The 22510-nt window shown below is 43.2% G+C and carries 21 protein-coding genes and 3 pseudogenes; 16 read left to right on the top strand and 8 right to left on the bottom strand.

Annotated elements, in window-relative coordinates:
• Nucleotides 1-14: 14 nt before the first annotated feature.
• Nucleotides 15-953 (bottom strand): multidrug resistance efflux transporter family protein, encoded by a 939-nt coding sequence (locus IE039_RS02255; RefSeq protein WP_189428657.1) that lies wholly within the window; start codon nucleotides 951-953, stop codon nucleotides 15-17.
• A 395-nt stretch (nucleotides 954-1348) separates the two neighbouring features.
• Here IE039_RS02255 and tyrS point away from each other — a divergent pair, with 395 nt between their 5' ends.
• The 9 genes and pseudogenes from tyrS (at nucleotide 1349) to IE039_RS02215 (ending at nucleotide 10850) form a co-directional block, all read left to right on the top strand.
• Nucleotides 1349-2596 carry a tyrosine--tRNA ligase gene (tyrS, locus tag IE039_RS02250; protein ID WP_009999984.1) on the top strand — a complete coding sequence of 416 codons (1248 nt, stop codon included), beginning with the start codon at nucleotides 1349-1351 and terminating at the stop codon, nucleotides 2594-2596.
• Between the two features lie 73 nt (nucleotides 2597-2669).
• Nucleotides 2670-3659 carry a D-2-hydroxyacid dehydrogenase gene (locus tag IE039_RS02245; protein ID WP_010006507.1) on the top strand — a complete coding sequence of 330 codons (990 nt, stop codon included), beginning with the start codon at nucleotides 2670-2672 and terminating at the stop codon, nucleotides 3657-3659.
• A 173-nt stretch (nucleotides 3660-3832) separates the two neighbouring features.
• Nucleotides 3833-4619 (top strand): annotated as a pseudogene (locus IE039_RS02240) (NAD(P)-dependent oxidoreductase).
• 72 nt (nucleotides 4620-4691) lie between these two features.
• Nucleotides 4692-5681 (top strand): YeiH family protein, encoded by a 990-nt coding sequence (locus tag IE039_RS02235; protein ID WP_010002392.1) that lies wholly within the window; start codon nucleotides 4692-4694, stop codon nucleotides 5679-5681.
• Between the two features lie 261 nt (nucleotides 5682-5942).
• A complete protein-coding gene (locus IE039_RS02230) occupies nucleotides 5943-7253 on the top strand; it encodes a GHKL domain-containing protein (RefSeq protein WP_189428656.1) in 1311 nt (436 codons plus the stop codon).
• Nucleotides 7254-7276: 23 nt separating this feature from the next.
• A pseudogene (locus IE039_RS08490) lies at nucleotides 7277-7573 on the top strand (response regulator); the annotation flags it as partial.
• A 75-nt stretch (nucleotides 7574-7648) separates the two neighbouring features.
• On the top strand, nucleotides 7649-7975 hold the full coding sequence (locus tag IE039_RS08485) for a LytTR family DNA-binding domain-containing protein (protein WP_268244489.1): 327 nt from the start codon (nucleotides 7649-7651) through the stop codon (nucleotides 7973-7975).
• A 101-nt stretch (nucleotides 7976-8076) separates the two neighbouring features.
• Entirely contained in the window at nucleotides 8077-9933 is a 1857-nt protein-coding gene (locus IE039_RS02220; RefSeq protein WP_009999975.1) for an FAD/NAD(P)-binding protein, read from the top strand.
• Nucleotides 9934-10031: 98 nt separating this feature from the next.
• Nucleotides 10032-10850, top strand: a complete 819-nt coding sequence (locus tag IE039_RS02215; protein WP_010003792.1) for an HAD-IIB family hydrolase — start codon at nucleotides 10032-10034, stop codon at nucleotides 10848-10850.
• On the opposite strand, the gene IE039_RS02210 is transcribed toward IE039_RS02215, so the two are convergent.
• On the bottom strand, nucleotides 10847-11755 hold the full coding sequence (locus tag IE039_RS02210; RefSeq protein WP_009999973.1) for an alpha/beta hydrolase: 909 nt from the start codon (nucleotides 11753-11755) through the stop codon (nucleotides 10847-10849). The two genes, IE039_RS02215 and IE039_RS02210, sit on opposite strands and share 4 nt — an antisense overlap.
• Nucleotides 11756-11881: 126 nt before the next feature.
• Nucleotides 11882-12397 carry a DoxX family membrane protein gene (locus IE039_RS02205; RefSeq protein WP_010006249.1) on the bottom strand — a complete coding sequence of 172 codons (516 nt, stop codon included), beginning with the start codon at nucleotides 12395-12397 and terminating at the stop codon, nucleotides 11882-11884.
• Between the two features lie 288 nt (nucleotides 12398-12685).
• Between IE039_RS02205 and IE039_RS02200 the strand changes: the two genes are divergently transcribed.
• Nucleotides 12686-13747, top strand: coding sequence for a BMP family lipoprotein (locus IE039_RS02200; protein ID WP_010006252.1), 1062 nt, complete (start codon nucleotides 12686-12688; stop codon nucleotides 13745-13747).
• Nucleotides 13748-13841: 94 nt separating this feature from the next.
• On the opposite strand, the pseudogene IE039_RS02195 reads toward IE039_RS02200, so the two are convergent.
• Nucleotides 13842-14324, bottom strand: a pseudogene (locus IE039_RS02195) (VOC family protein).
• 28 nt (nucleotides 14325-14352) lie between these two features.
• Nucleotides 14353-15192, bottom strand: a complete 840-nt coding sequence (locus IE039_RS02190; RefSeq protein WP_010006255.1) for an aldo/keto reductase — start codon at nucleotides 15190-15192, stop codon at nucleotides 14353-14355.
• A 131-nt stretch (nucleotides 15193-15323) separates the two neighbouring features.
• On the opposite strand from IE039_RS02190, the gene IE039_RS02185 reads away from it, so the two are divergent.
• From IE039_RS02185 to IE039_RS02160, 6 genes are all read left to right on the top strand, one after another.
• Nucleotides 15324-15683: a winged helix-turn-helix transcriptional regulator gene (locus IE039_RS02185; RefSeq protein ID WP_010006256.1), complete on the top strand. Its 360-nt coding sequence runs from the start codon at nucleotides 15324-15326 to the stop codon at nucleotides 15681-15683.
• 405 nt (nucleotides 15684-16088) lie between these two features.
• A complete protein-coding gene (locus IE039_RS02180) occupies nucleotides 16089-16478 on the top strand; it encodes a GntR family transcriptional regulator (RefSeq protein WP_009999965.1) in 390 nt (129 codons plus the stop codon).
• Complete coding sequence (locus IE039_RS02175; protein WP_010006258.1) at nucleotides 16475-17380, top strand: ATP-binding cassette domain-containing protein; 906 nt, start codon at nucleotides 16475-16477, stop codon at nucleotides 17378-17380. The genes IE039_RS02180 and IE039_RS02175 overlap by 4 nt, the downstream gene beginning before the upstream one ends.
• Nucleotides 17377-18198: a hypothetical protein gene (locus IE039_RS02170; protein WP_010006260.1), complete on the top strand. Its 822-nt coding sequence runs from the start codon at nucleotides 17377-17379 to the stop codon at nucleotides 18196-18198. Before IE039_RS02175 ends, IE039_RS02170 begins: the two co-directional genes overlap by 4 nt.
• Before the next feature lie 25 nt (nucleotides 18199-18223).
• On the top strand, nucleotides 18224-19129 hold the full coding sequence (locus tag IE039_RS02165; RefSeq protein WP_010006261.1) for an ABC transporter ATP-binding protein: 906 nt from the start codon (nucleotides 18224-18226) through the stop codon (nucleotides 19127-19129).
• 3 nt (nucleotides 19130-19132) lie between these two features.
• The gene (locus IE039_RS02160; RefSeq protein WP_009999960.1) at nucleotides 19133-19897 is read left to right on the top strand and encodes an ABC transporter permease; all 765 of its coding nucleotides are present in this window, start codon (nucleotides 19133-19135) and stop codon (nucleotides 19895-19897) included.
• An 82-nt stretch (nucleotides 19898-19979) separates the two neighbouring features.
• Here IE039_RS02160 and IE039_RS02155 read toward each other — a convergent pair whose 3' ends face one another.
• From IE039_RS02155 to IE039_RS02145, 3 genes are all read right to left on the bottom strand, one after another.
• Nucleotides 19980-20840 carry an aldo/keto reductase gene (locus IE039_RS02155; RefSeq protein ID WP_189428655.1) on the bottom strand — a complete coding sequence of 287 codons (861 nt, stop codon included), beginning with the start codon at nucleotides 20838-20840 and terminating at the stop codon, nucleotides 19980-19982.
• Nucleotides 20841-20985: 145 nt separating this feature from the next.
• Nucleotides 20986-21870, bottom strand: coding sequence for a metal ABC transporter solute-binding protein, Zn/Mn family (locus IE039_RS02150; RefSeq protein WP_010006263.1), 885 nt, complete (start codon nucleotides 21868-21870; stop codon nucleotides 20986-20988).
• A complete protein-coding gene (locus tag IE039_RS02145; protein ID WP_010006264.1) occupies nucleotides 21867-22307 on the bottom strand; it encodes a MarR family winged helix-turn-helix transcriptional regulator in 441 nt (146 codons plus the stop codon). The genes IE039_RS02150 and IE039_RS02145 overlap by 4 nt, the downstream gene beginning before the upstream one ends.
• Nucleotides 22308-22510 lie beyond the last annotated feature (203 nt).

Genomic DNA, 22510 nt, shown 5'->3' with positions numbered 1-22510 from the left:
GTTTTCGGATGGGCTTATTCACGAATCGCCAGCATAATAATGCCACCTACCATCAGCGTCAACCCTAATAGTTGGCTTGGCGTGGGGAGCGCATGGCCAAGAAACATGAGGCTGAGGAGCACGGAAAACACCACTTCCATGGATTGGGTCGCTTCAACGGCAGCTAATTCTCGCATATTATGCGCCGCGAGTTGGGTAGCTTTAAAAAAGAGCACGGTTGCAATAACGCCAGAAGATAAGGCGACGACAAAGGTATTGATGACTTGACCCATATGCGGCAAACCGACCTGATGATAGGAAAGTCCGGCAATTAAAAGCCACACAGGATAAGAACAAAGCAACATCGCCAGCACTTTTTCGGTTGCCGTCATGCTCGGATCAACCACTGCCATAATTTTGCGATTACCAAGCGGATAAGCGACGGCCCCAAGCATGATGGCGCCAATTGCCAGCAGCATTGGTGTGATATGCTGTAAGTGGTAGAGAAAAGCAGCGACAGTTAGCAAAACACCTAGTAAAATGACTAACATCCACGGCAGCGATGCCAGTGGGATTTTTAGTGCTTGTTTTTGCCCATTTGGTCGTGTGACTTTAACTAATGGGGTGGTTAACACCCCAAAGATAATCGTGAGTTGCCAAGTTGCTGAAATCAGCCAACCAGGGAGATAATCAACTGCCCAACTCAGGGGTACATAAAACAACACAAAGCATACTTGTGACCAGATGAGCCACGCTATTAAGTTTTGTTTGATGAAGGCTAGGACGTGTGCCAAATTGGAACCTAAATAACGATTCACAATCAGCATTAAGGGGAGCATCCAAAGATAACGTAGGGCAGCAGTATAGCCCCAGTAACCTTTGGCATTGGCCATGACTTCGTTAACGATAAATGTGATCGAAAAGAAAAAAGCGGCCACAATACCGATACTAATGGCTTTTAAACGGTTTGACATCGCAACCTCCAAAAAGCAATTTAGGCGATATAAGGCCATTCTACCAGAGAAAACGGGGATGACTAGAAATAATGTGAGTGTTGCTGTCATGGACGAAGCATTCATGCCGTAATTCTGATAAAAATCACATATTGATCAGATTATCTGATATAATAAAAACATCATCAGTTGATAAAGACACAGATTGGCGCGTCAAAGAAAGTTAGTGGGTGCTGTGAACTAGCCCGCCGCTGTGCTCGAGTTACACAACATTAAGTAGTATGACGTCTGCCGCGATAAGGCGTAATAAGTGGTAGGTCCGATGACTTACAATTTAGGTGGTACCACGGTTAAAACCGTCCTATAGTTGTTATAGGACGGTTTTTGCTATTTTAACGACAACAAAGGAGAGACAGATGAATTTTATTGAAGATCTAAAATGGCGTGGCGCGTTAAATCAGGTCACAGACGAAGAAGGGTTATTAGAAGCAATGGCCGATGGCAAGATTGGTGCTTACGTTGGGACAGACCCGACTGCTGATTCTCTGCATCTTGGCCACTTGATTCCCTTTATGGTGTTAAAGCGTTTCCAAAACGCTGGTGGTAAGGCAGTGATTATTGTTGGTGGGGCAACTGGGGCCATTGGCGACCCACGGCCCACAACAGAACGTCAACTTTTGACGCCTGAACAATTAGCTGAAAACGAAAAGGGCATCACAGCGCAAGTGACAAAGCTCTTTGGTGATGATGACACCCGTATTGTGAATAACAATGATTGGCTAGGCAAATTGACATTGACCGACTTTTTGCGTGATTATGGGAAGTTGTTCTCAATTAACGTCATGTTGAAAAAGGATGTCGTGGCGTCACGTTTGGAAACCGGAATTTCATTTACTGAATTTACTTACCAAGTGTTACAAGGGATTGATTTCCATGAATTGTGGCGTCGCGAAGACGTTAAGTTGCAAATTGGTGGTTCTGATCAATGGGGTAACATCACGTCTGGTATTGATTTGATCCATTCACTTGAAGGCAATGATGCGAAGGCCTTTGGGCTCACCATTCCTTTGATGACGGATTCAACGGGTAAGAAGTTTGGCAAATCTGAAGGAAACGCTATCTGGTTGGATCCAAAGAAGACCTCACCTTATACTTTCTACCAATTCTGGTTGAATCAAAGTGATGCTGACGTGGTGAAGTACTTGAAGTATTTCACTTTCTTAAGCGTGGATGAAATTGAAACGTTGGCGAAGGCCGTTGAAACAAGCCCAGGTGATCGTTTGGCACAACGTCGTTTGGCACAAGAAGTGACGAAGTTTGTCCATGGTCAAGCAGCTGTTGAAGACGCAGAAAAGTTATCAGCGGCTCTCTTTAGTGGGGATGTGGCAACGCTTTCGGCTGCGCAAATTGGTGATGCCTTTGGTGGCGTACCAAGCTTTGATACACCTAATGAAATCAAGAATGTGGTTGACTTCTTGGTTGATGGTGGTGTGGAACCATCAAAGCGTCAAGCACGAGAAGACGTGACGAACGGCGCTATTACAATCAATGGTGAAAAGGTGACCGATGTCGCAGCTGAAGTAGATCCTTCAACACACTACGATGGGCAATTTGTATTGGTCCGTCGTGGGAAGAAGAAGTATTTCCTCGGCAAAGTAAAATAATCAAAAAGCCCGCTTTTAGCGTGCTTTTCGTTTACAATAAATATGAGTATCATAAGAGAAAGGTGGGCAAAATATGAAAATACTCATGTACAATACAGTTGCCGAAGAACAACCTTTTGTGACCGCTTGGATGGCCAAAACAGGGCACGAGGTGGTTACATTATCCGAACCATTAACGGTTGACAATGCGGGACAAGCCGCGGGATTTGATGCGGTCAGCACGCAACAGACAACGGCAATGCCAGCGCCGGTGTATCAGATACTTGCTGAAAGTGGGATTAAACAAATTGCTTTGCGCCAAGTTGGCTATGATGTTTTTGATGTGCCCGCTGCCTTTAGTCAAAAAATTCGACTTTCTAATGTTGCGGCCTACTCGCCACGGGCAATTGCCGAATATACCTTAACTCAGTTATTTAATATTGTACGGCATAACAAGAAATTTGAACGGGCCATGGCAACCGGTGATTACACATGGGCAGCTGGTGGCCAAGCACGGGAAATTTATCAGTTAACAGTTGCTATTATTGGCGTTGGTCGTATTGGCTCAGCTTTTGCGCAAATGTTGCATGCTTTGGGAGCCAAAGTGTTAGGCGTTGATCCAGTTTATCGTGCGCAGAACGAAGCCTTTGTTGAATACACAACATTAGATGATGCTTTGGCACGTGCCAATGTGATTAGCTTTCATACGCCTTTAAATGAGGAAACGCGGAACTTAGCGGATCAAGCCTTTTTTGATAAAATCCAACCAGGTACCATCCTATTAAACATGGCACGTGGGGAGATTGTCGATATGGCAGCTTTAGAAACTAGTTTGAATACCGGTCAATTATACGGTGCAGCGGTTGATGTGACGCCCAATGAAAATGAGTTTATGAATCAAAAGCAGGCAGTGACGGATTCACCAGAAAATATTCAACGACTAACGCAATTGGATAATTTTTATTTATCGCCGCATATTGCTTTTTATACGAATACAGCCATTAAAAACATGGTTGAAATGGCGTTAAACGACGCAGTAACCCTTGCTAATGGTGGGTATACGGATAATGAAATTCTACGGTAGATTGAGCAATTTATCTGGTGGGTGTTACAAAGAAAAATATTAGAAAAAAATCAGTTAAATTTTCTGAAAAAACAACCAAATGACGGTTGTTTTTTTTTAGGGTCTGACTGATAATAAGGGTTATGTAATAACTATGTTGGCAATCGTATGGCAATTGTTGAGGGAGAAGCAATATGAAGATTGGCTTTGTTGGAACGGGCGTCATGGGCACTGGCATGATTAATAGTTTATTAGCCGCCAAGCACGACGTGATCGTGTATAACCGAACACGTGAGAAGGCGGACGATGTGATTGCCAATGGCGCACGTTGGGCAGATTCGCCAGCTGCAGTTGCTCAGGCTGCTGACATAACATTTACCATGGTTGGCTATCCAAAAGACGTGGAAGCGGTGTGGACTGGTCAAGACGGGCTATTTTCTGGCGCCAAGTCTGGCGATATTTTGGTTGATATGACGACCTCTACACCTAAATTAGCTGAAAAGCTTGCCACAATGGGGCAAGAACTTGGCATTGGCGTGCTTGATGCGCCGGTTTCAGGTGGTGATATTGGGGCTAAACATTGTGCTTGCTGGTGATGCCGGTAAGGGTCAGCATATGAAAATGAGCAACAATATTGGGGTTGCTGCAACAGTTATTGGGATGGCAGAGTCTATGGCCTATGCTGAGGCGGCAGGCTTAAATCTTGACGCTGCTTACAATATCTGGCGGAACGGTGCAGCAGGCTCATGGTCGGTCACCAATTATATGACACGGATTATGGCAGATGATTTTGCGGCTGGTTTTTATGTGAAACATCTATTAAAAGATTTGCGTATTGCATTAGATGCAGCCGCTGAGATGGCTATTGACCTACCAGGCACAGCACTGGCAGAGCAATTGTTTGCCAAACTCAATAAAACCCATGGCGATGAGGGTGTACAAGCTATTGTCAAATTGTGGGTGGCGTTTGCGTCAGCATAACACTATGTTTCACGTGAAACGTCGTTTGGGGAGCAACATAGAATTCAATTTTGATTGTGAGGGAGATAATATATGGCAATTAAAAGGAACATGATTTTAGGGATCGTGGCCACATTCATTGTGTCAGTTATTGCAAAATATTTATCTGTCTGGCTACCTTTTCTAGGGAGCGAGGCGATTGCAATGCTGATTGGTATTGTGCTCGGTAATACCATCTTGCGTCACGAAAAATTTGCCCCAGGTATGAAGTGGGCGGAAAAGTATCCGATTGAAATCGGGATTGCGTTGATGGGATTAACGGTTACATTGAGAACCATTGAAAATCTTGGTTTAAACGGGATTGCGTTCATCTTAATTCAAATGGCCTTAACAATTGTTGTTGTCCTTTGGATGGGTGGTCGCTTGTTTAAAGTTTCCGATAAGTCAGCGATGTTGATGGGCGCTGGAAACGCCGTCTGTGGTTCAAGTGCGATTGCTTCTGTGGCGCCAGCCATTGGGGCCAATGATGACCAACGCCGCACGGCCGTGGCCACAGTTAGTTTGACTGGTGTTGTCCTCTTGCTTTTGCTACCAGTGATTGGCCCTGACTTGGTTGGTAATAACAATCTTTTGTTGGGTGCCTTAGTCGGTGGTACTTTGCAGTCAGTGGGTCAAGTAGTCGGAACGGCCACATTGATTAACCAATCAGTTGTCACGTACGCTACGTTGTTTAAGATGCTACGTGTCATTCTGTTAACCGTTGTGGTCGTGATCTTTGCCAAAATGGCACAACGCAGTGATAAGAGCATCGAAGCGGCGGCTAAAGGCGTTTCTGTCCCTTGGTTTGTCATCGCGTTCTTGGCATTCTTGCTCTTGGCTAGTTTTGTGAAGTTGCCGGACGTTGTGACGCATTCAGCCCATGAAACGGCTAGTTTCTTCGGTGTTGTTAACTTGGCTGGCATTGGTTTGAACCTTAAGTTTGAAACCATTAAAAATTCTGGTGGTAAGTTCTTGTCTTATGGCTTACTGACCGGTGTAGCACAGGTTGTCTTAGCCGTGGCTTTGATTAAGGTGCTATTTTAATCATCTTGTCCACTTTTAAGGCAGACACATCAAAAATACGCGACCAATTGCGGTCGCGTATTTTTTTTGATAATTGGCGTAGTGATTAGGGCTGATTTGCGTTAACATCTTATTTGTTTTATTATAGTTATTATAAAATGATGAAGATGACATCAACGTGAGAAAAATGATAATTGGCCAGCGATTGGCGAATGATGAATTTAAGCGTGACAAGTCACCACTGATCATGACACGCATCAAGGTGACGCACGGAGGAGTGCCATGCTAACAATTTTGTCATATATTAATTTGCTGATGCAACCACTGGCGTCGACGATTGCGGCGGTTGTTTGGTTTGGCCTATTATTGGGACAACCTCAGGTAGCACGTCGGACGATAGGGCAACTTTTAGGCTGGTTAGTCATCGTGACAGCGATCAGCCGTTGGCTGGTGCCAACAGCTTATCAGGTAAGTGTAACGTCAACGCTACTCATTGTGAGTTTAGTTTATGTTGGGCGACGAATACAGCAAGCAACACCGCTTGGTGTGTTGTTACTGGATGCCATTGTGAGTTCGTTACTGGTTGCTTGGGTGTACAATGTCGCATTGGCCATATTGTCACTCCTGACGCTCCCCTTAGTCATTCAGTTACTCGGTTATTTAATGGCTGGGGTTGTGACGATTGTGGTCGCGATTGTACCGTATCTATATCGTTTCAAATGGTTAACCACCAGTTTTTTTCAACGTCATCCCCGGCAACTCGGCGTTTTTTTAATGATTGGGTTTGGCATGCGTGGTTTAAACGATTATTTAGCTTATTTGTGGCATCATACAGCGTACCAAGGATCAGTGATGTGGGAAATATTATCGCTGGTGGGGGTGCTGCTGATTATCGGGCTGCCCGCATTGCGGCATCAATATGACCTATTAACGTGTAAATTACAGCAACGTGATCACATGTTAGCTGCAACACAGCAGTATACGAATCAGCTGGAAAAGCAATATTTGGCGTATCGCACATTTCGACATGACTATAAAAATATTTTAGCGAGTTTGGCTTACGGTATCCAAAATGGCAATATGGCGGATGTGCAATACGCTTATGAATCCGTGATTGAAACGAGCCAGCAGGCCTTACCGGAGACGCAAACACTAGCACTGCATTTAATTGCTGACGTTAATTTACGCAGTATGCTATTAGTTAAATATCAACAGGCATTACGGCAAAGTGTGCAGTTTGCAGTTGATATTCAGCAAGTTTTTCAACCGGTCGCCCTTAAAATGGATGTTGATTTTTATCGTGTTTTTGGCATTTTACTCGACAATGCGATTGAAGCGGCCATTGAAACACCAGAAAAGTTGGTGACGATTGTGTTTGTTGGTTCGGAACAAGTGGCGATCATCAATAGCTGTTTACACCGATTAGACACGACCGCGTCTAAACAGGTTGGCTATTCATCAAAGCATGGCCATGCGGGACTAGGCTTGTATTTTGTGCATCAATTTTTGATGCAACGGCAAGATATTGAATTGATTACGGTAACTGAAAAGACCCGTGTCAGGCAGGAATTAACGTTTGGGGGCGCAATTTGACCCATTAGTATGTCTTAGAAGACCAACCACCACAACAACAGCGGTTACAGCAAATTATTGGGACGTGTCAGTTATTTGATCAACCAGCACCGTTATTAGCCGCGTTACAAGCAGACCGACAGCCAAAAGTCATTTTGATTGATTTAGCGCTGCATCATGTCGTACATGCTGGACTCAATGTCGCCCAGGCCATTCGTAGCTTTGATAGTTTATCGCCGATTATTATTGTTAGTACGCATACTGAATTATTAGCTATGAGTTATCAATATCAAATCGGGGCGCTAGATTTTGTCGATAAGTCATTGTGTGAAGCGAAATTTAAGCAACGCATTCGCTCAGCTATCCGTGTTGCCAATCACCATTTGGCGCTACAAACGCAACAAACACCCGAAATTGTGACTTTGCCAAGTAGCCATCAGCGGGAAATTGTTGATGTGAATGACATGATTTATATTGCCAGTAATGTGATGGCCAGTCATCGGGCGACGATTTATTGTGAGCAACGTCAAATTGACTTACGCGCGACCATGAAAACGTTGGCTGATTTGAGTGATAAGTTAATTCAAATCCATGCAGCTTATGTGATTAATCGTGATAAAATTTGTTATTTAGATTGGCATAATCATACCGTGATATTAGATACTTGTGTGGCATTACCTTATTCAAAGCGGCATTTTAAGCAGCTACAAACGTTGTTAAAGTCGTCTATTGACAAAATGTAAGTTAAGTTTTTGAAAACAAGGTTAAAACCGACTATAATGGAAACTAGTTTACAAAATAATGGATAAGACGTTTTTATTAACGCTTTGGAGAATATAGATACATGCAAGTTGCAATTATTGGTGCTGGACCTCGTGGTCTGGCTGTCGCAGAGCGGCTTATCAATCTCGCTGAAGATGATACTAAGCTCGATATTCAAATTTTTGATCCCTATGCAATTGGTGGCCGTGTCTGGGATCCATTCATATTACAAAATCAGCAGTTTTTAATGAATACTGTGATTGATCAAATTACTTTATTTAACGATGACTCCATCGAAAATGGTGGTAAGCCGTTACCAGGGCCAAACCTACGACAATGGCTTGCAGGACAAGCGGCAACGTTTTTAGCAGCTCATCCCGAATTTGACTCATTTTACCAGCAAGAAGTTGCCCGATTAAAGCAACCAGGTGACTTTGCTTCGCGGGGCATGATGGGCGTTTATGCAGCTTGGTTCTTTGAATGGTTAACGCAACGTGTGCGTCAAAACCAAACGCTGACATTTACGCAACAAGCCGTCACCCAGGTGACCCCGATTGGTCAGAAATTCCAATTGACGTTAGCTGATGGCATGCAAATTTTATCAGATCAAGTGGTGATGGCGTTAGGGCATTCGGATGATTATTTGTCAGAAGAAGAGGCTGGCTTTAAAACATTTGCTGCGGAAAATCAACTTAAGTACGTTGCGCCAATGCACCCAGCGGAAGCGGATTTGTCAGCATTTGATGAAAACGATACCATTATTGTTCGCGGTCTCGGCTTGAGCTTTTTTGATTATTTATCCGCCTTAACTGTGGGTAAAGGGGGGCAATTTGTCCGAAATGCTACCGGTGAACTAGACTATATCCCTTCGGGTCATGAGCCACATGTTATTGCGGGTTCGCGTGGTGGTTTCCCACTACACGCACGTGGTGTCAACGAAAAGGATACGAGTGAATTATACGTGCCAAAGTTTTTCACGTTACCCGCTTTAGACGCTTTGCGGGCAGCGGGTGGCGGCCATTTACAGTATGACGATTTTGAAAAATTAGTGGTAAAAGAGCTCACTTACAAATACATTTTAAATCAACTGGCGATTATGCCTAATCGCTTGCCTTATGATCAAGCTGAAGCCTTACGACAAGCCTTGTTAACCAGTGATGATTTAATGGCGACAGCTAAAGCATTTGGTTTAGATGACATCCCAGCATTTGATATTGACTTAATTCGTAATCCGGCTCGTGATCTAGATGCTGCAGTTGACTATGCAACGTGGTTTAAAACGTATTTACGGGCAGATATTGCCGATGCCAAGCTAGGTAATAAGCACGCGCCTTTTGCCGGAACCTTTGATATTATGCGTGATATACGTGATCGGATTCGATATGTGATTGAACATGAGTATTTTGACGCAGACGAGTATGAAAAATTTTTGCGTCAATTTAAACCGTTCGATGTGTCAGTGTCAGTTGGCCCACCGCTTGAACGCATTGAACAATTACTGGCTTTGATAGAAGCAGGTATTTTTGAAGTAACAGCACCACAAATTCATGTTGACACTGAGGGGCAACAATTTGTTGCCCGCGACGTACGCCAGCAAGAATTCCGTGGGAATGCTTTAATTGAAGCACGCTTAGGGGCAACAGATATTGCTATCTCAAGAAACCCAGTTATTGAAAACTTGCGTCAACAAGGCCTGCTCGTGCAACCAACTCGAACACGCGCAGACGGGTCAACTTATCAGCTAGGCGCTGCGACATTTGATCGCCAAACGTTTGAAGTCATTGACCAAAATGGTAATAAAGTGCCACATTTGTATATTTATGGCATTACGCTTGAAGGTCTTAAGTGGTTTGGAACGGTGATTCCACGTCCTGGCGTCAACACGGTCATTTTACGTGAGGCTGCTTGGATTGCCCAACGGATTCTAGCGTATGCGTAAGTGCTCAGTCACATTTGTCATGGTATAAATGTGGTAAACTAAAAATAGACATAGACGACTGCTAGAGAGCGAAAAAATAGAAGCGGAATACACGACTTATGGCAAATATTCAGCTGATTGCAACAGATTTAGACGGGACATTCTTAGCGGATGATAAGACGTTTGATCATGCGTTATTTCGGACTGTCCTCACTCAACTTAAAGCCCATCATATTGCCTTTGCGATTGCTACCGGTGTCCATCAGACACGCATTAATCGCATCATGGCCGGTTTTTTAAATGACGGCATTAATTTTGTATCCAACAATGGTGCGCGGGTTGTGACCGGTGATGGGCAGGTGTTATATGAACGAGCGATTCCGAGCGCAACGTTAACGCAAATTGCGGCCTTAATTACCAACTTTGAACCAAAACCTGACCAAGGGGTGGTTTATTCAACGGATGATACGGCTTATATCCCACGTGAATTTGCGACGACTGTAATGGATAAGCACCTAAAATATTTTCAACATATTGTCATTTTTGACAATGTTGCCGATATTTCGGAGCCAATCTTTAAAGTCACTATGAATTGGCGTGACTTTGATGAATTACAGTTTTATACTGCGGCTAAGCAAGCATTGGGGCATGCTGTCCATGTGACCGAAACCGGTACAGGGGCAATTGATATCGTGCCTGCTGGTGTGAATAAGGCAGTGGGGTTGCAAGTATTAGCGGATCACTTAGGGATTGAGATGGCCCATGTTGCTGCGTTTGGTGACGGTGGTAATGATGTTGAGATGTTAACGCATGTGGGTTATCCCTTCATCATGCCAAAAACGACTTTAGTGGGAGACTTTTTACCGGTTGTGGCTGATAATAACCATGACGGTGTCTCACGCACAATTTTACAATTATTAGCCAAAAACGACGCCTAGTATGGGGCGTCGTTTTTTGGTGTTTCTGTGATAAAGGCGTATTTTTGTTGATAGATGGCATCGGTATCATAATCGGCTGGGCCATGGACACCGTCTGGCACCCATAATGTTTTAGCTGGGCGCAACGTGGCGGTTTGGTAACGTTGCGCGAGATCGACACTCTGTAAATAAGGGACGACGGGATCTTTAGTGCCGGCAATTAAGAAAAGCGGTGGCATTTTTGGTGTCAAATAGGTAGCGGGATTGGCCTGTTTAACACGATCTGGGACAGTTTCCGGTGCGTGGTGACCTAACATAATGCCTTCAAAGGCATCAGCTGTACCGGTCTCTGGGAACTGAGGCGTAATACCGAGCTGTTGGAACTGTTGCGTCATTTGGTCGACTTGATAAGGGCCATATAGACCAATGACGCGCTTGATTTCCGGTAAGGTCGCAATATCTGCTGGTGATAGGGGACCTAGTGGCACACCGGCTGAAAAACTGGCAGCAGCAAGCACGGCTAATTGGGCGCCGCTGGATTCACCAATGAGCGTGAGGTGTGTCATATCTAATTGGTAATCCGTTGCATGTTGGGCCAAAAAATGAATGGCAGCACTAATGTCGGCAATTTGTGCGGGGAACTGATTATGGGTGGCGGTGTTGAGGCGATAATCCATGCTAACCACCGCAAAACCAGCTGCTAAAAAGCGTAGACTGGGATTGAGTTTAAAAGAGGATTTTTGCCCGCGGAGTAAGCCACCACCATATAAATCAAGAATGACTGGGAAAGTTTGCTGCCCAGCAGGTAAGTAGATGTCTAAATATTGTCGCGAATCGGGGCCATAAGCCACGTCGCGAATAACGGTATGCGCTGACTCGGGCACCGTTGCGGGGATGAAGTGGTAAGGTTTATCTTTGAATTGCATCATACACCTCTAGCGTTTAGTTGTTACGCTCATTATACAGAATGCGTCCACGGCACGACAAGATAAACGCATTGTTGGGGATAATAAAAAAGACCCAATTGGGTCTTTTTTAAATTGGTTAAAGCGCTAATTGACTTTAATATCATTATTGAGGAAAGGAAACTTTGAACGGAGGAATGGTGTTACCCAGCGATCCAAGCCAATCTTACCCGCATTGTAACCAGAAACCAAGAGCAAGCTGCCGATGAAAATATAAGTTGGGTTGACTGAAACAACACCAGCACCAAGATATGAGAAGTTCATAACAAGTGCAAAGAAGCTAGCAGCGATTGTCAATGTCCCGAAAATAAGATCAAGACCTACTAATAGTTCACCCCAAGCAACCAAAAATGAAAAGAATGCTGTGTTGTGACCGTTATTAGTGAATGTTGACAAGAACCAGTCATACCAAGGGAATGCCTTTGCACCACTTGGATCGGTGACGGGGTGCTTAATGGCACTCATAATCAAGCCTGATGCATCGAAAGGCTTAGGGCCAGTAGGCTTTTCAAACCCGTCTTTTGCCCAACCGAAACCGAGGTAGATACGTAGTATCGTTAATCCCCACATTGCCACTTTTGAGTGACGTAACCAAAAAATCATAATCTTCTCTCCTTTATTGTGTCACGATTGTTCGTGATGTTTATTACAATAAGTAAGTATATACGTTTGTTTGTGAAAGGTCAAACAAATAGATCGCTTTGTCAAAATATGACGTAACGTATAAAAAATCTGTGAAGCGTAGTCGATCATTGGTCATGAAGTTAAAATTACTTATTGCGTTGAGAAAAAATTACTGGTATGATAGTTGACGGTGTATTTAAGCCAAGCTTGGCAAAACACAAATAATTTCTATATATACAGAGAGATATATAGTCGGAGGAAAATTAAATGAAGCGTTCAACATTGATTGGTGGCCTGGTCGCCGCTGTTGCAGTTATTGGTATTGGCACATCTGTTGCCATGAATTCAGGGGCAAAGAAGAAGGATGTTTATTCGGTTGCCTTAGTGACAAGTACTGGCGGTGTCGATGATAAGTCGTTTAATCAATCAGCCTGGACTGGTATCAAGCGTTATGGTGAAAAGAACGGCTTAAAGCAAGGGGCGAATGGTTATACTTATTTTGTCTCAAATGACAATTCGGAAATCAAGTCAAACTTGCAACAAGCCGTGAAAGCGAACTATAAGTTGGTTGTCGGTATTTCATTCATGGGTGGTCCTGCGATGAATCAAGTCGCTAAGGCTAATCCGAAGACTAACTTTGCGATGGTTGAAGCCAAAGTCCCAACTAAGAATGCCGTTTCAATTATGTTCCATTCAGAACAATCATCTTATCTTGCAGGTGTCGCCGCAGCAACTGTGTCAAAGACAGGTAAGATTGGTTTCGTTGGTGGTGTGAAGGGCGAAGTTGTTGAACAATTCGAAGCTGGCTTTAAGGCTGGTGTGTTAGCAACAAACCCAAAGGCAACATTTGTATCACAATATGCGAATACTTTTACTGATGCAGCTAAGGGTAAGACAATTGCCGCAGCAATGTATGCCAGTGGCGTTGATGTGATTTTCCAAGCTGCTGGGGCAACTGGTAACGGTGTCTTTGCTGAAGCGAAGGCTATCAATGAAAACACCACGGCAGACAATAAAGTCTGGGTCATCGGTGTTGACATGGATCAAAAGCAAGATGGTAACTACACAACCAAGGATGGCAAAAAGGCTAACTTCACGTTGGCATCTGCCATTAAGCGGGTTGACAACGCCATCGAATTGGTCGCCGAAGACGGTAAAAAGGGGAAGTTCCCTGGTGGCCAAACTGTAACGTATGGCTTGAAGCAAAAGGGTGTTGATATTGCCCGTGATTCAATGCCAGAAAATGCTTGGGCCGCAACACAAGCAGCTAAACAAGAAATTTTAGATGGTAAAATTACCGTACCAACAAAGTTAAGTGAAGTCAAATAACACAATAAAAACCCCGAAAACTGGCTAGTTTTCGGGGTTTTAATTCAATCTAAAATATTGGAAATCCTGTAAAAAGGAACCCTGTACAGGTGTTTTAGTCGCGTGAGAAAGGCCCTGTTGGGGCGATTAATTCAAGGTTTGTGCCATCAGGATCGGTGAAGTATGCGACACCCGTCCCAAAGCCGCTTTTTAAGCCATCTTGTGCTTCAAAAATGATAGGATCGCCGTCTGGCATAACACCAATCGCCTTTAGGCGATTGACTGCCGCATGAATATCAGCGACTTCAAAACACAAATGCATGGCACTGATTTGATCATTTGAATAATGTACCTAGTTAGACTTTGGTTCGACATATTCTAACAGATCAATGTTTAGATTATCGAGATGAAGATTGGCGTATTTGATGGTCGTATTCGTCAAGCCTTGCGTTTGCGGCATACGCTTGCCGCCAATTTTATCTTGGTTAGTGATTTTTTTACCAGTGAGTGCTTCATAAAAAACAATCGCGTTTTCTAGATTGCTGACGGTAATACCGACGTGATTGACGACTGAAAATCCTTGTACTGATGTTGTCATGGTAACTATCTCCTCATTTTTGAACGCATTATTGAAAGTTAAATGTATCAGGGTCAGGCCCAACACGTTTATTTTCGTTCAGTGCGTTAAGTTGCGTCATATCTGTAGACGATAATTCAAAATCAAAAATATCACGATTTACTGTCATCCGCGTGAGTTGGACGGATTTAACGTTTAATAAAATATCTTGTTGGATAGCCCAACGCAAAATAACTTGAGCTGCTGATTTGTGATATTTTGCTGCAATAGTTAAAACGACTGGATTGGTTAGCAGTTGTCCCTGCATGAGCGGCGCCCAAGCTTGAATTTTGATATTATTGGCTGCACAAAATTCACGTAGTGGGACTTGTGATAATTTTGGATGGAGTTCAATTTGATTAATGACTGAGAGTACTTTGGCAAAAGATAATAAATACGTTAAATGATGAATTTGGAAATTACTGACACCAATGGCTTTAATTTTGCCGGCTGCATATAAATCTTCAAGTGCCAACCAAGCATCTTTAAACGCATTATCGCCGGGCCAATGAATGAGATATAAATCAAGATAATCTAATGATAGCCGTTTTAGACTATCATTAGCCGCTGCGATTGTTTCATCATAGGAGAGATGATCGTTCCATAATTTTGATGTGACAAATAAGTCCTGACGGGTTAAAGAAGTGGCTTGTAACCCCTGCTGAATACCTAAACCAGTTTCGACTTCGTTATCATAAATGGCAGCAGTATCAATGGCGCGGTAACCGGTCACAATTGCATTTTTTACGACTTCAGCAGTTGTTTGCTTTGGTATTTGGAAAACCCCTAAACCCAAACGTGGTATGGGATACCCATTGTTGAGTGTAATCGTGTCTGATAATGTTTGCATGATAAATTGCCTCTTGTCTTTTGATTTAGATATCAAATAATGAAGGGAACAGAATGTATAGTACGTACTTTTTTGTTATATACGTACTTTTAAGTCATTATTTGAATAGATAAGGTTTTTAAGGGGTGCACATGGCACAAAAAGTTTATAATATTGGTGTTGAGGCCACAATGGATGTGATCGGTGGTAAATGGAAACCAATCATTCTTTGTAATTTACGACATGGGGCTTTGCGGCCCAGTGAATTGCGACAAAAAATACCTGAGATCAGCCAAAAAATGTTAACACAGCAGTTACGGGAGTTGGAGGCTGCCAATATTGTGGCACGGCGATCTTACAATCAGGTACCACCAAAAGTTGAATATTCATTAAGTGAGTATGGTCAAACATTAGGTTTTTTGTTAGATAATCTTTGCCAGTGGGGGACCATGCATGTTCAAACGTTACAACGTGCTGGTGAATCGGTGACGTTGATTGAACAAGAATTTTAACGACAATAGTCGTTATTTTAAACTAAATTTAATCTTAGGTCTTTATAATAAAGTTATTGATAAGCAACAAGAAACTTATTAATTAAGAACGAAACCCTGTAAATACTGGTGGATTTTCAATTTATTCTCTCTCCTAAAAAATCTCTTCTCTTCTCACTCTTAAAGATATATAATCCCCCGTATTGTAAGTAGATACGGGGTTTCGTTTGTCAAAAAAGCACTGCAACAATCATGTTGCGGTGCTTTTTTTGCGTTGTTTATGAGGCAAAAGTGGCCAGCAGTAAGCTTGTCACGTGTTGACACGTTCAACTGTACTATGTACAATAGTACACGTAGTACAGTTGGTTGGGTTTGGCATGACGAAAAGTGCGGTTATCGCAAATTAAATAAAAAGAGGTGGCGTGAATGGGACAAATTCAGAGGCATCAGCCATTGTACGAACAGCTCATGTGGCGGATTAAATCACAAGTCGCATCTGGGGCGTTGCGCCAAGGTGACAAGTTACCATCTGTGAGAGAAATGGCCCTCATTGAAGGGCTCAATCCTAATACAGTGGCAAAAGCGTATAAGGCCCTAGAACAGCAACAAGTGATTGAAACGGTTGCTGGTAAGGGGGCATTTGTTTTGGGACATGAAGCAACGGCCACGGATGAGCGCTTGCTGGCAAGTATTCAACAGCGACTGGATGAAGTTATCATTGAGGCGAAGCGGGCGGCGATTCCGCGGTCGCAGCTGCAGCACTGGATTGATTTGGGCTATGGCGTACAAGGGGAAGAACACGAGGAGGAAGCATGACGTTAGTGGTTGAAAACATCTCGAAGAAAATTCAAAAACAGGATGTTTTAAAAAATGTAAGCTTTGAGTTACATCAGGGCGAAATTGTGGGATTAGTTGGGCGAAATGGTTCTGGGAAAACCACGTTGTTTGATACGATTTCAGGTGAATTATTGCCGGATTTTGGGCGGATTGGCTTAGACGGCTTGGATTATGTGAAAACCATTGATTTACATGATCAATTATTTTACGTGGATATGCCGGAAAATTGGTTGAGTTACTATTCTCCCAAAAAAGTGAAAGCGATTCTAAAAGTGGCGTATCGTCACTTTGATGAGACTTGGTATGATGCCGAAATTAAACGCTTTGGGCTAAATAATAACAAGCGTATCCGGACTTATTCAAAAGGTATGCGCGCGTTATTTGTGATTATCGCAAGCTTTGCGAGTCGGGCACGTTATGTCTTATTGGATGAACCATTAGACGGACTCGATGTGTTAATTCGCGATCAAGTGAAACAACTTATTGTCGATCAAGTCACGGCGCACCAAACAACGGTGTTGATTGCCTCCCATAATTTAGTCGATTTAGATACCCTAGTGGATCGTGTTTTGCTCCTCAAAGATCATACGATTGATCGGACGTTTGCCATTGAAGAAAATAAAAATATTAGAAAATATCAATTAGCCTTTGCTGGTGATGAACTGCCAAGTTTCTTACGGGAAAGCGGGACAATTATTGCGCAAACGGGCCATATTGTGACGATTGTTTTCAATGATTTCACGGAAGACATTGGGATTCGATTAGCAGGACAAGATTTCAAATTTGTGGAAGAACTACCCGTTGGGAGTGAAGATGTTTTTCGAGCGAGCTTTGCAGAAGAAGCCTATGCTTGGCAGCAAGAATTGGAGGTGGCAGAATGAAGCAAGCATTACAACTGTATGCGCACATTAAAAAGGATCAAATGCTGTTAGCGTTCATTTTGGGATTGGGGCTGATGGGACTACAAGTCGGCTCATTCCTTTGGCAACATCAATTGTCAGCTATTGCTGAAAGCGGCATCTTGCTCACTGGTGGTTGGTTGATTGTGGCTTTTCTCTCGTTATTGTTAGACCAGTCACGCCGGTTGGATGTGTGGCTCTATACGCAACGCGTTTCCCGTGGTGAATTGTTTCTCTCGCGGGTACTCTTATTAGTTGTTTTGCCAATTGTCGTCGGCTTTTTGGTGACGATTGGGATGTTGTTCGTGATACAACCGGTTAATATGACAGGCTTGATGACGACAAGTTTGAATTTTGCCCTGGGTTATTTCTTTTTTGCTAGTATTGCCGCCATTATCTATACCGTGATTGGGCCTAATTGGATGAAGGTTGTGGGGCTGTTATTTACGGTGGCTGTGATGGGGCAACCACTCAGTACCATTGAAACTTATTGGCAGAAGAATATGTTGTTGGATTTGACCATCAGGTTACTGGCTAGCTTGGTATTGTTTGGTATTGGGTATCTGTTGGCGAAAAAAATTAGTGGTGAAACAACCGAAGAAGCTGTTCGGATTCGTTATTTGCGTTGGCCAATTGTTATTTTTGTGTTTGCGGCAACGGAATTGACGACCTTGATGAGCCATGTTGGGGCTATCGATGTGAAGGTGGTCATCAGCACCATGATTATACCGGTCATTTTGGCAGGCATCACGTTTGCGTTTGTCTTTAAGCCAAGATTTAAAATGACTTGGGATCGCTAATTAATTGCAGTATTAAGGGGGAAAAATGGCATTATTAGAAGTTAAAAATATTAATAAGCGTTATGGTAAGAAAATGGCGATGACGGACGTCAGCTTTCAGGTAGAAGCTGGCCAGATTGTCGGTTTAATTGGTCCAAACGGTGCCGGTAAATCAACGACGATGCGCGCGATTACTGGCTTGATGCGGTATGATTCAGGCAGTGTTATGTTTGATGGGCAACGCATTACGTTTAGTCATCATCAAGCCTTGGATAAAATGGGGAACTTAATTGAATATCCTGCTATTTATCCTAATTTGACTGCATTAGAGCACTTAAAGCTCTATGCTATGGATACCAAAACACCGGCAGATTTCCAGACATTGATGCGGAAAACACAAATTGACGGGCCTGATTTTGGTAAGCGAAAAGCTAAACAGTTTTCTTTGGGAATGAAGCAGCGCTTGGGCATCGCGATTGCGCTCATTCGTAATCCAAAGTTGGTTATTTTAGATGAACCCATGAACGGTTTGGATCCGCAATCAGTTCATGATTTGCGGCTTTTGATTCGCGCATTAGCAGATGAGGGGGTTGCCTTCTTAATTTCCAGTCATTTGTTAGATGAACTACAAAAACTGGTGGATGATGTGGTCATCATCAACAACGGTAAAATCATTGAAACGACCACAATCACGGCATTTTTCGACCAAGACCAGACACGTTGGTTGTTTGATACCTCAGATAACCAAGCTGTGGTTGCGTTAATTACGGCAAAAGGTTGGACGGCAACAGCTGTTGATGGGCAAATTGAAATAGCGGGGGCGGAGACATTGCAGCAAGTCATTACGGCTATCAATCAATCCGGCATTAGTATTACGGCGATTCAAACCGTTACGGGTAATTTGGAACGCACCTTGTTGGACAAATTGGCGCATGACGAGAAGGGGGAATAAGAAATGTTAACATTGATGAAACAGGAGTATTATAAGGCATTTAAACAGAACCGTCTGTACATTTGGTTAGTCTTGAGTTTTCTTTTCCCATTGGCAGTCATGGGTATTTTTAAAACACAACGTACAGGTGAGGTCGTGGCAAATTTTGGGCAGGCAACAGTGTATATTGTCTTTGCTGGGATTATTATTACCGCTTTAAGCGTGTCACAAGAGTTTGGCTTTGGGACGATTCGCCCCTTACTCTCACGGCGTTTTAGCCGCGGGCAGATCTTTGCCAGCAAACTATTGTTAAATCTCAGTGTTTATTTAGCGTTGTTTGTCACGGCGTTTTTAGGGACGATGCTAGCGAAAGTCATTTTCGTTCTTAAAGTGAACTTGCAGGCCAAGTTAAACGACATGGGAACCGGTTGGCAAGTGATGGGGCAGACATTTGTCATCACGATGCTACAAATCATATTTATTGCGGCCTTAGTGTTGCTCATTACAAACCTCGTCAAGAGCTCTGGCGCAGCCATTGGCTTGGGTGTGGTGATGATTGTTGGGACACCGATTTTGACGAGTTTATCGGCGTTGTTGATTGAAATGGCGCCAATCATGAAGTGGAATCCGTTTAATATTTATCTCGGTATTGCAATGCTTGAATTGCCAAAGACAGCATTCAAAGCCCTCGTCCATTTGCCACAAACAACCGTACTTTGGGTTTATTTGATTGATATTGTGCTGATGTATGGTGTGGCGTATTGGATTTTCAAAAAGCGCTCAGTTTAAGCACAGCTTATAAAAAGGCGGACGACCAATTGGTCGTCCGCCTTTTGCGTTGTTTCACGTGAAACAACTGTATGTTAATCGGTTAGAAATCTGCTGTATCAGGCTCTGTGTGCGCGCCACCAACACCCTGTAAGGCATCTAGTGTGGCCATGTCTTCTGGGGTGAGACTAAAGTTAAACACGTCTAAGTTGGCTTGAATATAGGCTTGGTGTGTTGATTTTGGTAAGGGCAAGAAGCCTTTTTCCAATGACCAACGAATCAAGATTTGTGGGACAGACTTGCCGTACTTAGCAGCCAAATCAGCAACTTTTGGCAAATGTACCAGCTTACCAGTACCTAATGGTGAGTAAGCTTCGTCTAAGATATTATGCGCTTTATCATAAGCGACCAATTCAGCTTGTTCATCAGAAGGGTTCAAGAAGCTTTGGTTCACCATTGGCGCGATCTTTTGCGTTTTCGCTAGTGCTTCCAAATGATGAATTTGAAAGTTGGATACGCCAATTGCGCGAACTTGTCCGTCGGCGTAGGCTTCTTCCATGGCGCGCCAAGTATCCGCGTTGGCTTGTTCCCAAGCTTGCGGCCCTTGTTCTTGCACCGCGGCTGGATTAGGCCAGTGAATCAGATACAAATCAACATAATCCAAACCAAGGGTTTCTAATGATGTGGCCAAAGCGGCTTTGGCTGCTGCGTAACTGTGGGCATCGTTCCAAAGTTTTGTCGTAACAAACAATTCATCACGTGCAATCCCAGAATCCTTAATTGCACGGCCAACGGAAGCTTCGTTGCCGTAAATTGCGGCGGTATCAATATGTCGATAACCAGCTTCCAGTGCCCATTTAACTGCGTCGTATGCGACATCGCCGTCCGCTGATTGCCAGGTACCAAAACCAATAACTGGGATTTGAACCCCATTGGCCAATGTATAAGTCTCTGTCAGTGCCATAAACATTACCTCCATGCATAGCTGCTACCAAACCACGTCAAATTCGTACCAAATGACGGGACTATTTTGCAAAAGTTAGCAAAGCTTTTGCACTCAATGGTAGTATAACACTTTTTGAACAGTTGTTCGTATCACGGTTGTGATGTTATTTCATGATGGCTTGAATTTGTTTGAGTTCCGCTAATTTCCAACTGACATAGTGCTCACCATTTGGAATGGTTTCTGTGACATTGATAACTGGAATATGGTTAGCTTTGGCGAGATTGATGATGTTTGTCACGGTTGAGCTGGTCGTTTGTTTGTTATTGACAATGAAGGCGATTTTATGTGATGTAATCGCTGTTTTCAAAGCAGATAAGGTTGCTGGTGAGGGATCGTTACCTTCTTCAATCGCTTCAGAAAAATCATTATCCATGACGTGATAACCGAGCGCATCTAACATGTATTCAAAGACTGGTTCAGTCTGGGCGACGTCTTGCTGATTGGACTTGGCTTTCAGTTGTGCCACTAAATCAGTGATGGGTTGTAAGCTGGCGATATATTTCTTGGCGTTTGCCTGATAGTCTGACTTGTGGGCAGGATCTTTTTTAGATAAAAGATCGGCTAAATAGTGAGCTGATTGAATCATCGTGTTGGGATCATTCCATAAATGGGGATTTTGACCCATTTTGTCATGTAAAACATCTTCACCAACTTCTACGAGTTGCGACTTTTGGGATGACTTGGCTAATTTTGTGAGCCAAGCATCATACCCTAGACCGTTAGCAATCACAATGTCAGTCCCGTTGACTTTTTTGGCAACGGCTGTTGTAGGCTCATAGTCTTCGGGGGAAATATTATCGTGCTTGATAATGGCCGTTGCTGTGCCGTGATCACCGACAACGGTTTGCGCAAGCTCGGCGTAAAAATCAGTTGATGTGATAATGCTAATTTTATTCGTGGCCTTTTGAGGGGTTTCGCTACCTTTAAAGGCAGCGAAACCAACAATGGCAATGACGATAATTGCCAACACGGCAATGAGTTTTTTCATGATCGGATATCCTCTAGTTGATTAATTTGTTTGAGAAAGTGAATAATTGTGGCTTGTTGTTCGGGTGTAAAAGTCGCAATCGTGGCATCAATGTCTTCGTGTAAGGCTTGATGCGACTGTTCATGTTGTCGCGCCAACTTGATACCAGCAGGGGTTAAAGCGTAATTCACACTGCGCTTATCGCTGGCATCTTGCGATGAAATGACGTAGCCGTGGGCAATCAAATTTTTAACGGCCTTTGTGATGGCTGGCTTAGATAAGTTCATCTTATGAGCCAGATTGGCATTGGTTGCATTTTCTTCTTGCAATAGCATCAGCAGATGGGCTTGTGTGGCGTTGATTTTCTGGGCAGTCGTCGTTTTGATAAATTCAGAACGCGCGGCGTAGGTTTGCACAAAAGTATTGAGTTCATGAATAATTGTATTGGATTCAGACATCCGTCACCTCGATAGTTTACTAGTTAATTAACCAGTAAACTATATCAAGAAAATGATAGCCTGTCAAGCTATCTGAGGGGGGCGACCAAACAGTATCTTTAGTTATAAAGTTCTTATTTATCTAAAAATGTCAGGTTTTTATCGAAGACGACAACCTGATATGCCATAGCATTTTTAACCGAGTTATAATAATTTATATCATT

Source organism: Leuconostoc lactis KCTC 3528 = DSM 20202, assembly GCF_014651235.1.
Classification (GTDB): Bacteria; Bacillota; Bacilli; order Lactobacillales; family Lactobacillaceae; genus Leuconostoc; species Leuconostoc lactis.
The sequence above is the reverse complement of the archived record's forward strand: the minus strand, read 5'-3'. Positions and strand labels throughout refer to the sequence as shown.

Coding starts and splice junctions, on each gene's coding strand:
- IE039_RS02255 (WP_189428657.1), bottom strand. CDS start 953: ATGTCAAACCGTTTAAAAGCCATTAGTATCGGTATTGTGGCCGCTTTT.
- tyrS (WP_009999984.1), top strand. CDS start 1,349: ATGAATTTTATTGAAGATCTAAAATGGCGTGGCGCGTTAAATCAGGTC.
- IE039_RS02245 (WP_010006507.1), top strand. CDS start 2,670: ATGAAAATACTCATGTACAATACAGTTGCCGAAGAACAACCTTTTGTG.
- IE039_RS02235 (WP_010002392.1), top strand. CDS start 4,692: ATGGCAATTAAAAGGAACATGATTTTAGGGATCGTGGCCACATTCATT.
- IE039_RS02230 (WP_189428656.1), top strand. CDS start 5,943: ATGCTAACAATTTTGTCATATATTAATTTGCTGATGCAACCACTGGCG.
- IE039_RS02220 (WP_009999975.1), top strand. CDS start 8,077: ATGCAAGTTGCAATTATTGGTGCTGGACCTCGTGGTCTGGCTGTCGCA.
- IE039_RS02215 (WP_010003792.1), top strand. CDS start 10,032: ATGGCAAATATTCAGCTGATTGCAACAGATTTAGACGGGACATTCTTA.
- IE039_RS02210 (WP_009999973.1), bottom strand. CDS start 11,755: ATGCAATTCAAAGATAAACCTTACCACTTCATCCCCGCAACGGTGCCC.
- IE039_RS02205 (WP_010006249.1), bottom strand. CDS start 12,397: ATGATTTTTTGGTTACGTCACTCAAAAGTGGCAATGTGGGGATTAACG.
- IE039_RS02200 (WP_010006252.1), top strand. CDS start 12,686: ATGAAGCGTTCAACATTGATTGGTGGCCTGGTCGCCGCTGTTGCAGTT.
- IE039_RS02190 (WP_010006255.1), bottom strand. CDS start 15,192: ATGCAAACATTATCAGACACGATTACACTCAACAATGGGTATCCCATA.
- IE039_RS02185 (WP_010006256.1), top strand. CDS start 15,324: ATGGCACAAAAAGTTTATAATATTGGTGTTGAGGCCACAATGGATGTG.
- IE039_RS02180 (WP_009999965.1), top strand. CDS start 16,089: ATGGGACAAATTCAGAGGCATCAGCCATTGTACGAACAGCTCATGTGG.
- IE039_RS02175 (WP_010006258.1), top strand. CDS start 16,475: ATGACGTTAGTGGTTGAAAACATCTCGAAGAAAATTCAAAAACAGGAT.
- IE039_RS02170 (WP_010006260.1), top strand. CDS start 17,377: ATGAAGCAAGCATTACAACTGTATGCGCACATTAAAAAGGATCAAATG.
- IE039_RS02165 (WP_010006261.1), top strand. CDS start 18,224: ATGGCATTATTAGAAGTTAAAAATATTAATAAGCGTTATGGTAAGAAA.
- IE039_RS02160 (WP_009999960.1), top strand. CDS start 19,133: ATGTTAACATTGATGAAACAGGAGTATTATAAGGCATTTAAACAGAAC.
- IE039_RS02155 (WP_189428655.1), bottom strand. CDS start 20,840: ATGGCACTGACAGAGACTTATACATTGGCCAATGGGGTTCAAATCCCA.
- IE039_RS02150 (WP_010006263.1), bottom strand. CDS start 21,870: ATGAAAAAACTCATTGCCGTGTTGGCAATTATCGTCATTGCCATTGTT.
- IE039_RS02145 (WP_010006264.1), bottom strand. CDS start 22,307: ATGTCTGAATCCAATACAATTATTCATGAACTCAATACTTTTGTGCAA.